Origin of the sequence: Eubacterium sp. ER2 (assembly GCF_000765215.1) — a bacterium.
Lineage (GTDB): Bacteria > Bacillota > Clostridia > Lachnospirales > Lachnospiraceae > Claveliimonas > Claveliimonas intestinigallinarum.
Genome location: NZ_JPJE01000031.1, coordinates 1 through 13,192 on the forward strand (window position 1 = coordinate 1; position 13,192 = coordinate 13,192).

Genomic DNA, 13,192 nt, shown 5'->3' on the forward strand with positions numbered 1-13,192 from the left:
CAGTCCAGGTAATTGAGCTGGATCAGAGCCATGTCAAAGCCAGGATACCACTGAAGAAATTTTTCCAGCCCCTCCGGCGCCGCATGGGAGGAAAAGCCGAGATAGCGGATGCGGCCGGCTTCCTTCTGCCTGAGCAGATAGCCGATATAATCCCGCGCCGGATCCGTATAGTCGTCGAGAAACTGTTCCTGCACGCTGTGCAGCATGTAAAAGTCAAAATACTCTGTCTGGCAGCGGGCAAGCTGTTCCTCAAAGACATGATCCAGATCAGTCCGGGCTCCCACATAAAACTTGGAGGACAGATAGTAGCTGTCTCGGGGATAGCGGGACAATGCCTCTCCGAGAAATGTCTCGGAGTCAGTCTTGTGGTAGGTAAAGGCAGTGTCAAAAAAGTTGATCCCTTCAGTGAAAGCCTGATCGATCACCTCCATTGCCTTTGCGCGGTCAATGGAGGAGGTGTTCCCGGACACGGTGGGGAGCCGCAGACTTCCCAGACCCAGTGCGGAAATCCTGTTTCCCCGGAATTCTTTGTAATACATAATAAGGCAGCTCCTTTCCTATGACAGCGGGCTCTTCAAAAAATTCAGCGATCCCGCCGGATTTTCCGTCCCCTTCTCCAGCAGCAGGATGAGGGCGTCGATGGTCCGCTCGATGTCCTCCTTTGAGGAGGGGACGAGGGAGTTGTCGAACTTGACCGCCAGGACGATCAACACGATCTCCGCCAGGGCGTCGGGATCGCTGAAGTGGATATCACCGCTCTCCACGCCCTGCCGGATGATCTCCGCCAGGACGGGCTTCAGCTCTGTGATGATGTGATTGACGTACTTCTGGCGGAGGAAGATTTTCTCCTGGGTGTCGGAGCCCGCCCGCTCCTCAGACTTGAGGAACTCGGAGGAGGAGCTTCGGCAGGCCTGGAAGATCATGGCCATCCTTGTGAAGGGGGAGATCTCCGTCCTGTCTGCCAGGTCCTTGGCGGTCTGGAGAGGCTTCTCGTAATTCCGCTCCACCAGGGCGTCCAGGATAGCGTCCTTGGAGGGAAAGTAGTAGTAGATGCTCCCCTTTCCGATGCCCGCGGTCTGGGCGATGTCGCTGACAGAGATAGTCTGCATGTTCCGATTTTCCAAAAGCTCCTGGAGAGCGTCCAGAATTCTGTTGTACTTCAGCTGATTTGGCATATGTGTCACCTTTCCTTGCGGTCTTTCCTGCTGGTATGCGCTGTATCCGCTTATATAAATTCATTCTACTTATACAATATAAGTCCAATATACCACAGACCGGGGATTTCGGCCAACTGTAAAAGCGCACAAAAAACAGAAAAAACCCGGCTGTATTTTGAGGGGAACGATAGTTGACCGGCGGCCGAAAAGGTGTTAATCTAACAGAGAAAAGGATGTGACCGTTGGTCGAAAAAACTAGAAAACGGTCGAGAAGGAGGATGCTATGACCTACGCAGATATGTTTTCAAAGGTAAAGGGCATGCTGATGGACGCGGATGTCAGCGATATCCACGAGCATCTGGCATACCAGTTCAACATCACCGGAGAGGCGGAAGGGATTTTTTACGCTGAGGTGAAGGACGGACAGCTGTTTGTGGAGCCCTACGAGTATTTTGACCGGGACGCCATGTTTACCTGCTCCGCGGAGACCCTGTTCAAGATCGCGGACGGGAAGACAGATCCCATTCTTGCGGTGACGCTGGGGAAACTGAAGGTGGAAGGCAATATCGATAAAGCATTAAAACTGAAGGATTTGATCAACAGCAAAAAGAAAAGCAGGTGAGAAGGATGGGTAAATTGCTGAAGGGGGCAGCTCTGCTCCTGGGAGCCGCAGCAGCGGCGGAAGCAGGCGGGACGGCCTATTTTTACAGAAGGACCATGAAGAGGTACAACGCAAAGGTGGAGCGGACCATGAGGATGTCCGGTGTGGACTGGGAGAGCCATTTTCCCATCATGCATGAGCGCCATGACTGGATGATGGGGCAGCCTCACGAAGATGTGTGGATCAGGTCAAAGGATGGTCTGAAGCTGCACGGTACATATTTCCCGGGAGACGGGGGGACAAAGGCTGTCATCTGTTTCCACGGCTACACCAGCAGAGGGCTGAACGACTACGGGAGCCTTTCTTATTATTACCTGAACCACGGCTTCCGGATGCTCCTGATCGATGAGAGGGCTCACGGCGACAGCGAGGGCACCTACATCGGCTTTGGCACTATGGACCGGCTGGATGGACTGGAGTGGGTCAAATGGATGATCGAAAAGATCGGCGATGACGCCCAGATCCTGCTCCACGGCAATTCCATGGGAGGCGCCACTGTCTGCATGATGGGCGGCATGGAGCTCCCGGAGCAGGTGAAGGGGATTGTGTCCGACTGCGCTTTCACATCTGCCAAGGACGTGTTTACCCATGTGCTCCACAGCATGTACCACCTGCCGGCATTTCCCATGATCCAGATCGCGGATAGGGTGAATAGAAAAAACGCGGGCTACGGCCTGGATGACTGCAATGCGGCCAGGGAAGTGAGAAAGGCGAAGGTGCCCTTCCTCTTCATACACGGCGAAGACGACATTTTCGTGCCCTGCTGGATGTGCGAGGAGATCTACAAAAACTGCGCGTCGCCCAAGACAAAGCTGATCGTCAAGGGCGCGGGCCACGGAGAGAGCTACTATAAAGATACCAAGGCGTACGAGGAAGCCCTGGATGTATTTATCGGAGGAATAATGAAATGATGAGAACAAGAAAAGGTCACAAAGTGTATCCGCTGACTGTAGCCCAGAAATTCCACATGTACTATGCGCCCCACTGTCCCAGCATGGCGGTGCTGAATATCGGGACAAGCCTGACTATCGAAGTGGAGCTTGACTGGGATCAGCTGAAAAAGTCCATCAACGAGGCCTACGCAAGGAGCGAGGCCATGCGCGTCCGCTTTGCCAGGGATAAAGAGGGGACCTGGTACCAGTATGTGACAGACCCGGAGGAGATGGATATCGAGTTCGCGGATTTCTCCGGCGGGACTGTAGAGGAGGCGGAGGCCCAGATGCAGAAGTGGACTACCGTGCCTTTTAAGATGTTTGACTCTCCCCTGACAAGGATCGTCATGATCAAGATGCCGGACGGATTTAACGGCGTGTACTTCCTGGGAAATCACATGATCGTGGACGCCCAGTCCCTCATCTGCTTCCTGAAGGACATCATCGAGCTGTACTGCAACGCCAAGTACGAGGGTGTTCCCTACCCCAAGGATATGGCCTCTTACATTGAACAGATCGAGCGGGATTTCGCCTACGAGGCGGGCAGCAAGGCACAGCAAAGAGACATCGACTATTTCCAGAAGGAGATCGAAAAGTCCGAGCCCATCTACAATGATCTCCACGGCACGACCAAGCTGGAGTCCATGCGGGAGATGTTTAAAAATCCTAAGTTGCGATCCGCCTTCTGCGTCACAGACGACACCACCTCTGCCCTGGATATCTTCCACCTGGAGGCAGAGCCCACAAAGAGGCTGATGGATTTCTGCGAGAAATATCACGTGTCCCTGGCATGCCTGCTTCTCATGGGGCTTCGCACCTACTACCAGAAAATGAACGGATTTGAGGATGTGTCCCTGACCACCACCATCGCCAGGAGGGCCACCCTGAAGGAGAAGAAGTCCGGCGGCACCAGGATCCACTCCTTCCCCTTCCGGACTATTTTCCCGGAGGATATGAAATTCATCGACGGCGTCTACGCCATCCGGGACAAGCAGAACGAGTACTTCCGCCACGCGAATTACGACCCCACAGCCTACTTTGCCTACCGGGCCAAGACCTATCCGCAGCCTCAGCCGGGACTGGGATACGAGCCCATCTCTCTGACCTACCAGCCGCTGACCCTGAAGGAGAAGGGACTGGATCAGCTGGGAGACATCCGGTACAAGACAAAATGGTATCCCAACGGCATCTGTCCCCAGGGCATGTACCTGACCGTCATGCACCGGCCGGAGGACAACGGGCTGGACTTCAACTTTGAGCACCAGATCAAGGCAGTGTCAAGGGAGGAGCTGGAGTACCTGTACTACTATCTGTGCCGGATCATGTTCAAGGGGGCGGAGAACCCGGACCTGACCATCGGCGAGATTATCAAATTAGTTTAGTGTAGAAAAAGGAGAAAGTACCATGTTTGAGAAATTAGTTGATATCATCTGTAACTATGTGGAGGTGGAGCCGGAAAACATCCATCCGGAGTCACGCTTTATGGAGGATCTTGGCTTTACATCCTTTGACTTCATGAGCATGCTGGGCGAGATCGAGGACGAGTTCGACGTGGAAGTGGAGCAGACAGAGGCCGCAAACATCCGCACTGTGCAGGAGGCTGTGGACTATCTGGAAAAGCTGACTGCTGAAAATTAATCTGAAAGCAGAAGAAAGGGTGGGAAGATATGCTTTGCAGTACTGTCCGCGAAATACTGGCAGGTACGGAAGAAAAGTACGGGCCAAAGGACGCGATCCGCTATAAAGTGAGTAAAAATGAAATTGCATCGAAAACCTACACACAGCTTCGGGAGGACAGTGAGAGCTTCTCCTGCGTCCTTCGGGATCTGGGGGAGCAGGGCAACCACATCGCGGTCATCGGCATGACCTCCTACGAGTGGCTGGTGGCCTACTTTGGCACTGTGGACAGCGGCAGTGTTGTAGTGCCTCTGGATGTGAATCTGCCGGTGGAGGATGTGTGCGACCTGATCAGCCGGTCGGATTCCACGGTACTCGTCTGCGACGAGGTGAGAAAAGACGTGGCTGTCATGGCGAAGGAGAAATGCCCCCAGCTGCGCAGGATCATCTCCATGCAGAAGGAGGATCGCGGCGAGCAGGTCTCCGGCTTCTGGAAGCTGCTGGAAGAGCACAGAGGGAGCTTTGACTATGAGCCCCAGCCGGATCAGCTCTGCACGATCATGTTCACCTCGGGCACAACGGGGAAGAGCAAGGGCGTCATGCTGACCCACAGAAATGTGGCGGAGAACGCGACCTGCCTGGATATGAAGATTCCGGAGCGGATCGTCATCATGACAGTGCTCCCGATCCACCACGCCTACTGCCTCAGCATGGACATCCTGAAGGGCGTGTCCCTGGCGGCAGTGATCTGCATCAATGACTCCCTCATGCGGGTGGCGAAGAACATTAAGCTCTTTAAGCCGGAGATGATCCTGATGGTGCCCCTGATGATCGAGACCATGGCAAAGAAGCTGGAGGAGGCGTCCCTTCTGCCGGCGAAGATCGTGAAGAACCAGGTGTTCGGAAAGCAGTTCCACACCATCTGCAGCGGCGGCGCCTACCTGGATCCCAAATACATCGACATGTTCAAAAAGTATGGCATCGTCATCCAGCAGGGCTACGGCATGACCGAGTGCTCCCCTGTTATCAGCATTTCCCAGCGGTGGAACATCCGCAGCGACTCGGTGGGACAGCTTGTGCCCAACTGCGAGGCCAAGACTGTGGACGGGGAGCTCTGGGTGAAGGGCAGCAGCGTCATGCAGGGCTACTACAAGATGCCCGAGGAGACTGCCGAGACTTTGGAGGACGGATGGCTGAAGACCGGCGACCTTGGCTATGTGGACGAGGAGGGCTTTGTCTACCTGACAGGCCGCAAGAAAAATCTCATCATCACGAAGAACGGGGAGAATGTATCACCGGAGGAGCTGGAAAATGCCCTCAGCGGAAACCGCCTTGTGGGAGAGGTGCTTGTCCGGGAGAAGGGCGGCGTCATCGAGGCGGAGATCTATCCGGATCAGGACTATGTGAAAAAGAAGAGGGTGAAGGACGTAAGGGCAGCCCTCCAGGAGGTCATCGACGCGTACAACAGGACGGCGGCTCCCCAGAAGAAGATCTACAGCCTCATTGTCCGGGACAAGGAGTTTGAGAAGACAACCACGAGAAAGATCAAGAGATTTTGAAGATGACTTTTTAGAGGACTTTCAAGAGGACAGAGCTTTTGCAGGTTGACAGATTTTTTGAAACGTGCTATTTTAAAAATGTTCGGTAGGTAAGGCTACTGCAAGGGATATGGACTGTTGCCGCGAAATAGTGGAGACACTATGAGAGGGTTTGAACAGGGTACATCGACAGCAAGGTGTATCATAATACAGTTTCACCGCCCTGCAGAGTTAAAGCTCATACGAATGTGCAATAGGTAAGTTTTCCCTGTATGTTCACCGGACATACAGGGTTTTTTATTTTGCTGGAGGCTCCAGGGGGCCGGCAGAATAAAAAAGTGCGCGCAGAAATGTATGTAAAGAAGCAGGCACGAGAGAAAAGGAAGGAAGGTGAGCACACTCATGTATCACAGTAGCAGCAGCGGAATTGCAAAGCGGTGCAGGGCAGAGCGAAGATTTCTGCTGCAGAGGCACGGGTGTGCCGGTCTGTAGCTTTATATCCGCATGCTTTTCCACCGTTTTGTGAGGAGATCTTACGGACGGTGGATTTTTTGTTTTCCAGAGAAAACAGGCTTCTGGTCTGTAAAAAATCTTCCGGCAGGATACCGCTGTACTCTTACCAGCGTGCTGAACAAAAATAAAACGTCGGGAGGTACAGGAACATGAAAAACATGACCAGAAACACGATCATTGCAAAAGACAGAAGCAGGAAGCATGCGCAGACAATGCTCTGGGCGGCCCGCAGCAGCGAGGGGGAGATCAGAGGAAGATATGGAACAGGCCCGGGCGGGCTGGACAGCGAGACGGCGGAGGATTCCAGGGAGAGATGGGGAAAAAATGTGCTGACCCACGGAAAGAAAAATCCCCTTCCCGGAAAGCTTTTCTTCTCCTTTGTCAACCCGTTTACTCTGGTGCTGCTGGCGCTGGCGGCTATCTCTGTGTTCACAGACATTGTGTTCGCCGCGCCCCAGGACCGCAGCTGTGCCACGGTAGTCATCATCATGGCCATGGTGCTGATCTCCGGCGTTCTCAGGTTTGTGCAGGAGACGAGGAGCGGCAATGTGGCGGACAGGCTCTCCGGCATGATCCACACCACCGCCTGCGTGGAGCGGGAGGGGCGCAGGGAGGAGATCCCCATGGAGGACATCGTGGCGGGGGATCTCGTCTACCTGTCAGCCGGGGATATGATCCCTGCGGATCTGCGCATCCTGTCCGCCAAGGACCTCTTTATCAGCCAGTCGGCCCTGACAGGAGAGAGCGAGCCGGTGGAGAAGACAGGAGAGCGGACAGCCGGGAAGGGCGGCCTGACGGAAATGGCCAACCTGGCATTTATGGGCAGCAATGTGATCAGCGGGTCGGCCCAGGCAGTGGTGATCGCTGTGGGCGATGACACCATGTTGGGCACAATGGCGGGAGCCCTGGATGAGAAGCCCCCCAAGACAACCTTTGAAAAGGGCGTCAACGCGGTCTCCTGGGTGCTGATCCGGTTCATGCTTGTCATGGTGCCGGTGGTCCTCTTCATCAACGGCTTTACAAAGGGAGACTGGATGCAGGCGGTTCTCTTTGCCATCTCCGTGGCGGTGGGGCTGACCCCGGAGATGCTGCCCATGATCGTCACCACATCCCTGGCAAAGGGCTCCCTTGCCATGAGTAGGAAAAAGGTCATTGTGAAAAACCTGAATTCCATTCAGAACCTGGGCGGTGTGGATATCCTGTGCACGGACAAGACCGGCACGCTCACCCGGGATAAGGTAGTGCTGGAATACCATCTGAATGTGGACGGGCAGGAGGACGACCGGGTGCTGCGCCACGGCTTTCTCAACAGCTATTTCCAGACCGGGCTGAAAAACCTGATCGATATTGCGGTCATTGAGAAGCAGAAGGAGCTGGGGGCAGAGGAGCTGATCCGCCGGTATACGAAGACAGACGAGGTTCCCTTTGACTTCCAGCGCCGCCGGATGAGCGTGGTGGTGAGAGATACAGAGGGCAAGACCCAGATGGTCACAAAGGGAGCTGTGGAGGAGATGCTGGGCTGCTGCTCCTTCGCGGAGTGCGGCGGCAGGATCCGCCCTCTGGAGGACGAGGTGAGGGAGCTTGTGCTTGCAAGGGCGGAGAGGCTCAACGAGGCGGGGATGCGGGTGATCGCTGTGGCCCAGAAGACAGATCCCTCCCCGGAGGGGCAGTTCTCCGCGGCAGACGAGAGGGACATGGTCCTGATCGGCTTTTTGGCCTTTCTGGATCCGCCCAAGGCGGACACAGGGGAAGCCCTCCTGGCTCTTCGGGAGTACGGCGTCACGACAAAAATCCTGACAGGGGACAATGAGAAGGTGACCCGGGCCATCTGCAGGCAGGTGGGGTTGGACGGAAGGGCCATCCTGCTGGGAGATGAGGTGGACCGGATGGATGACGGCGAGCTGGGGAGAAGGGCGGAAAAGACCACTGTCTTTGCCAAGCTTTCGCCGTCCCAGAAGGAGCGGATCGTCCGGGTGCTCCGGGAGAGGGGACACTGTGTGGGCTACATGGGGGACGGGATCAACGATGCGGCTGCCATGAAAGCGGCGGACGTGGGGATTTCGGTGGACACGGCTGTGGATATTGCCAAGGAGGCCTCCTCTGTCATCCTGATTGAGAAGGACCTGAAGGTGCTGGCCCGGGGCGTTCTGGAGGGGAGAAAGACCTATGCCAACATGATCAAATACATCAAGATGACCGCATCCTCCAACTTTGGAAACATTTTTTCCATCCTGGCAGCAAGCGCGTTTCTGCCTTTCCTGCCCATGGAGTCCATCCATCTCATCCTGCTGAACCTGATCTACGACATTTCCTGCACAGCCATGTCCTGGGACAATGTGGATGAGGACTGGCTGCGGGTGCCGAGAAAATGGGACGCCTCCGGGATCAGCCGATTTATGCTCTGGAACGGCCCGGTGAGCTCGGTGTTTGACATTGTCACCTTTGCGGTGCTGTATTTTGTGATCTGTCCCGCATGCACGGGCGGGCAGCTGTTTTCCCGGATCGCCGGGCAGGAGGGGCAGGCGCTCTTTGCTTCCCTCTTCCAGGCGGGATGGTTCGTGGAGTCCATGTGGAGCCAGATGCTGGTGATCCACACGATCCGCACGCCCCATCTCCCCTTTGTGCAGAGCCGGGCTTCCGCGCCGGTTGCGCTCCTGTCGCTGGCGGGCATCGGGATCGCCACATGGATCCCCTTCACGCCGGTGGGGGATGCCCTGGGCCTTGCGCCGCTGCCGGCTGTGTACTTTGGGTGGCTTGCGGCGATCGTGGCCGGGTATATGGCGCTGGCCACCGCTGTGAAGAAGCTCTATATACGCCGATACGGGGAGTGGCTGTGATCCGAAGACTTGATCCGTAAACGTGATCTGGAAACGTGATCCGGAAAGCCGGCGGGCGTCTATTGACGAAAACCGGAGAAAGCAGTAAGATAGCCATGGCACAAAACGAAGTGGAGGGATCGGACATTGAAAAGGAATAAATATGAAATAGATATGTGCAATGGGACTATCATGGACAAGCTGATCTCATTTTCGCTTCCCCTGATGCTGACAAGCATCCTGCAGCTTATGTTCAACGCGGTGGACATCATCGTGGTGGGGCGTTTCAGCGGGAGCGACGCCCTGGCAGCTGTTGGCTCCACTACGGCGCTGATCAACATTTTCACCAATCTCTTTATCGGCATCTCCCTGGGGGCAAACGTGCTGGCCGCCAGGTACTATGCGGCCGGCCGGGACAAGGAGATGTCCGAGTCCGTACATACCGCCATCGCCCTGGCCCTGGTCAGCGGCATCATCATGGCCTTTGTGGGCTTTGCCATGTCCCGCTTTGCCCTGAGCCTGATGGATACCCCGGGAAATGTGATCGGTCAGTCCACCACGTACATGAGGATCTATTTCCTTGGCATGCCCTTCTTTATGCTCTATAACTACGGGGCGGCTATCCTGCGGGCGGTGGGGGACACGAAGAGGCCCCTGATGTTCCTCTGCGTGGCGGGGCTGGCCAATGTGGTGCTGGATCTTTTGCTTGTCATCGTCATCCCCCTGGACGTGGCCGGCGTGGCCATTGGCACAGTGGCCTCCCAGATGGTCTCCAGCATCCTGGTGCTGCGCTGCCTCCACAGGACGGAGGGAAGCTATCAGCTGCGCTTCTCAAAGCTCAGGATCAGAGCTGTCTACCTGAAGCGGATCTTTCAGGTGGGCATACCGGCGGGCATCCAGAGTACGGTCATCAATTTCTCTAACGCCATGCTCCAGTCCTCAGTCAACTCCTTCGGCTCTATCGCCATGGCAGGCTACACGGCGGCCAACAACATCCTGGGCTTTCTCTATGTGTCGGTGAACGCGGTGACACAGGCCTGCATGAGCTTTACCAGCCAGAATTACAGCGTTGGCAAGCAGAAGCGGATGGACCGGGTGCTGGCGGACTGCATGATCCTGTCGGCCGGCGCGGCCCTGGTGCTGGGCGTGGGGGCCTATGTATTCGGCTCACGGCTCCTTGGGATCTACACCTCAGACCCGGAGGTGATCCAGTGCGGACTGGAGATCCTGTCCATCACCACTGTTCCCTATTTCCTCTGCGGCATCATGGATCTCTTTCCGGGCGCCCTGCGGGGCATGGGACGCTCCGCCGTGCCCATGATCCTGTCCGTCATCGGGACAGTGGGAACCAGGATCGTGTGGATCTACGGCTTCTTTCCCCACCACAGATCCCTGCACTTCCTGTTCATCTCCTACCCCGGCTCCTGGATCTTCACCATTGCCATGCAGGCGGTGTGCTTCTGGTTCGTGCGGAAGCAGTGCATCCGGCAGCTGAAGCGGGAGGGGATCTACAGCGTCTAGGTCAGACCGGATAAGGTATGAAAGATTTCAATAGACATTTCAATAGACAGAGACAGGCAGGAGCCCTGACTACAAGTCGGGCGCTCCTGCCTGTTTTATATAGATCGCTGGTTAAGGAAAAGCGTTTGCCTCGTGGCAGATGTTTATTTCGAGGATGCCAGGCGCTCCTTTCCCAGAGCGTCCGCGGCGATGATGGCCGCGTAGAGCTGGTCAGGAGTCACGTCCGCCACCATGTTGTGGATGGATTCGCCCTCTACGCAGGATTTCTCGGCGATGACGCGTATCTCTTCATCCTTTGTGATGCCAATTTCCTCCAGGGTAACCGGCAGACCGACCTCCATGCAGAAATCCTGAACCTCCCGGAACTCCTCCTTCGAGGCTCCCTCCAGCACGAGCTGGACGAGAGTGCCGAAGGCAACGCAGCAGCCATGGGGCGCGCTGTGTCCGCCAAGGGCGGTGAGACCATTGTAGAAGGAGTGGGCTACCGCGAGGCCGCCGTTGTCAGCGCCCACGCCGGAGAGATAGACATTGGCCTCGATGATGGCTTCCAGGGCGGGAGTGACCACATGGCACTCGCAGGCCTTCCTGGCGGCAGCCCCGTATTCCTTCAGGGTGTCATAGCAGAGGCGGCACAGCGCCATAGCGGATCGGGTAATGCCTCCGTTTTCCAGGCTGGGAGCGTCTGTGCGCTGGCAGGCCCTGGCCTCAAAATAGGTGCCCAGGGCGTCGCCCATACCGGCTACCAGGAACTTCACAGGGGCATTTGCGATGATCTCGCTGTCCACGATCACGGCCTCAGGATTCTTTGGGTAGAACAGATAGCTGTTGAAGGTCTTGTCATCGTTGTAAATGACAGAGAGACCAGTGCAGGGGGCATCCGTAGCCACCACAGTGGGGATGATCACTACCGGCAGATTTTCGTAGTAGGCAGTGGCCTTGGCCGTGTCGATGGCGGAGCCGCCGCCAACGCCAACGATGACGTTGAGTCCTTCCTGCCTTGCGATCTGTCTCATTTTTTCAATCTCGCCTACGCTGGAGACCCCGCCGAAGATCTCATAGTGGCGGATATCCTCCGTCCCCTCAAAGCTCTTCTCGATTTTATCGTGACACATCTTATGCCCGCTTCTGGAGCAGATGAAGAGCCAGCTGTTTCCCAGATCCTTCATCTCCTCGTGGAAATGGAGAAGGGAGTCCTTGCCCTGAACATATTTTTGAGGTGCGCGCATCATTCTCAGTCTAAGCATAATAAATCCTCCTTTGCGACACATAAAAAGGTGTGTTAAAAATTTATCAATTTCAATTCTGATTATAGCACCCCGGGGTGCAAAAGCAAGAGTAAAAAGACTGAAAAAAACATCAGATTTTCAGAAAGGTTTGTGCAAGATTGAAAACCGGACGGGAGATAAGGAACAGAAGGGTCAAGTCTGCCGGGCGCTTCCCCTGTCCGCCCCGGGCACCTGGTGGAGGGCCCGGAACTGGCGGGGGGTCAGGGTGGTGTACTTTTTAAACTGCTTGGAGAAGGAGAAGCTGTCCGGGTAGCCGGTCCGGGCGGCGATCTCCTGGATGGACAGGCTGTCCTGCAGGAGCAGCTCCTTGGCGCTGTTCAGCCGCTTCTGGATGAGGTAGGTGTGGGGCGGCATGTGGAATTCCTGGCGGAAGAGCTTGCGGAAATTCTCGTAGCCAAGGCCCAGGTATTCCGCTGTGCCCCGGCAGCTGTCGTCCGGGATCTGGCCGCTTCCGAGAAGATCCCTGGCCTCGTACAGGAGGGTGCGCACGGAGGGACGCAGGCTCTGCCTCCTGTGCATGTCATAGATGCCGAAGACGAGCTGCTGCGCCTCCAGGAGAAGGTAGGGGAGATGTTCCTGTGTGGAGTGCTCCAGGTGGTCGTAGAGCAGAAGGCACCGGTCCAGAAGAGACTGGGAGAGACCAGGGGAGAGCACCGGCTGATCCAGGAGGAGGCCCATGTGCCGCAGGGACCGGTAGGTCTCATATCCAAAGCAGACAAAAAACTCCAGCCATTTCCCGTCCTCCTTTGTGATGGTGGAATGTTTGATATAGGGAAGACGCTGAACGAAGCATCCGGGATAGATCCGGGTGCTTTTTCCGTCTTTGTCCAGATAGGTGCCCTCCCCGCTCAGGAGAAGGAGGGCGCCGTAATATTTGAAGACCAGATTTTCGTTCTGGGGCAGGTGGCGGGTGTGGTGGATAAACCCGCAGCTCAGTATGGAGTTGTTGGGATCCAGTCCCAGGGTCCGGTGAACGGATCTGGTGACAAAAAGCTTTTCCGGGATCTGCAGCATGGGAAAGTCCTCCTCTCATCTGTCGAATATCATTTACCAGATATGACATTTTTTCTACCATAACAGACATGTAAATCATACCATCCGGCGGATAAAATGTAAATAACGACAAAAAGGAAAAGGAGCGGCAGACAGAG

Annotated in this window: 11 protein-coding genes and 1 riboswitch; of the genes, 7 read left to right on the forward strand and 4 right to left on the reverse strand. The window is 55.8% G+C overall.

What is annotated here, in order from left to right:
- The coding region (locus NI21_RS0111225) for an aldo/keto reductase (protein ID WP_033126291.1) at positions 1 to 539 on the reverse strand (539 nt) is incomplete at its 3' end.
- An 18-nt stretch (positions 540 to 557) separates the two neighbouring features.
- Positions 558 to 1,175, reverse strand: coding sequence for a TetR/AcrR family transcriptional regulator (locus NI21_RS0111230; protein ID WP_033126292.1), 618 nt, complete (start codon positions 1,173 to 1,175; stop codon positions 558 to 560).
- 265 nt (positions 1,176 to 1,440) lie between these two features.
- Between NI21_RS0111230 and NI21_RS0111235 the strand changes: the two genes are divergently transcribed.
- From NI21_RS0111235 to NI21_RS0111265, 7 genes are all read left to right on the forward strand, one after another.
- Positions 1,441 to 1,779 (forward strand): SCP2 sterol-binding domain-containing protein, encoded by a 339-nt coding sequence (locus NI21_RS0111235; RefSeq protein WP_033126293.1) that lies wholly within the window; start codon positions 1,441 to 1,443, stop codon positions 1,777 to 1,779.
- Between the two features lie 5 nt (positions 1,780 to 1,784).
- Positions 1,785 to 2,729 (forward strand): alpha/beta hydrolase, encoded by a 945-nt coding sequence (locus NI21_RS0111240; protein WP_033126294.1) that lies wholly within the window; start codon positions 1,785 to 1,787, stop codon positions 2,727 to 2,729.
- The gene (locus NI21_RS0111245; RefSeq protein ID WP_369792801.1) at positions 2,726 to 4,132 is read left to right on the forward strand and encodes a condensation domain-containing protein; all 1,407 of its coding nucleotides are present in this window, start codon (positions 2,726 to 2,728) and stop codon (positions 4,130 to 4,132) included. Before NI21_RS0111240 ends, NI21_RS0111245 begins: the two co-directional genes overlap by 4 nt.
- Before the next feature lie 22 nt (positions 4,133 to 4,154).
- Positions 4,155 to 4,388, forward strand: coding sequence for an acyl carrier protein (locus NI21_RS0111250; protein WP_033126295.1), 234 nt, complete (start codon positions 4,155 to 4,157; stop codon positions 4,386 to 4,388).
- A gap of 29 nt (positions 4,389 to 4,417) precedes the next feature.
- Positions 4,418 to 5,926: an AMP-binding protein gene (locus tag NI21_RS0111255; protein WP_033126296.1), complete on the forward strand. Its 1,509-nt coding sequence runs from the start codon at positions 4,418 to 4,420 to the stop codon at positions 5,924 to 5,926.
- 74 nt (positions 5,927 to 6,000) lie between these two features.
- Positions 6,001 to 6,163: riboswitch (M-box (ykoK) riboswitch) on the forward strand.
- A gap of 404 nt (positions 6,164 to 6,567) precedes the next feature.
- The gene (gene mgtA, locus NI21_RS0111260; protein ID WP_033126297.1) at positions 6,568 to 9,255 is read left to right on the forward strand and encodes a magnesium-translocating P-type ATPase; all 2,688 of its coding nucleotides are present in this window, start codon (positions 6,568 to 6,570) and stop codon (positions 9,253 to 9,255) included.
- 126 nt (positions 9,256 to 9,381) lie between these two features.
- Positions 9,382 to 10,755, forward strand: coding sequence for an MATE family efflux transporter (locus tag NI21_RS0111265; protein ID WP_033126298.1), 1,374 nt, complete (start codon positions 9,382 to 9,384; stop codon positions 10,753 to 10,755).
- A gap of 143 nt (positions 10,756 to 10,898) precedes the next feature.
- Here the strand turns inward: NI21_RS0111265 and NI21_RS0111270 are convergent, their stop codons facing one another.
- Both NI21_RS0111270 and NI21_RS0111275 read right to left on the reverse strand, forming a co-directional pair.
- Complete coding sequence (locus NI21_RS0111270) at positions 10,899 to 11,999, reverse strand: glycerol dehydrogenase (protein WP_033126299.1); 1,101 nt, start codon at positions 11,997 to 11,999, stop codon at positions 10,899 to 10,901.
- 174 nt (positions 12,000 to 12,173) lie between these two features.
- The gene (locus NI21_RS0111275) at positions 12,174 to 13,055 is read right to left on the reverse strand and encodes a helix-turn-helix transcriptional regulator (protein WP_033126300.1); all 882 of its coding nucleotides are present in this window, start codon (positions 13,053 to 13,055) and stop codon (positions 12,174 to 12,176) included.
- Between the last annotated feature and the right edge of the window lie 137 nt (positions 13,056 to 13,192).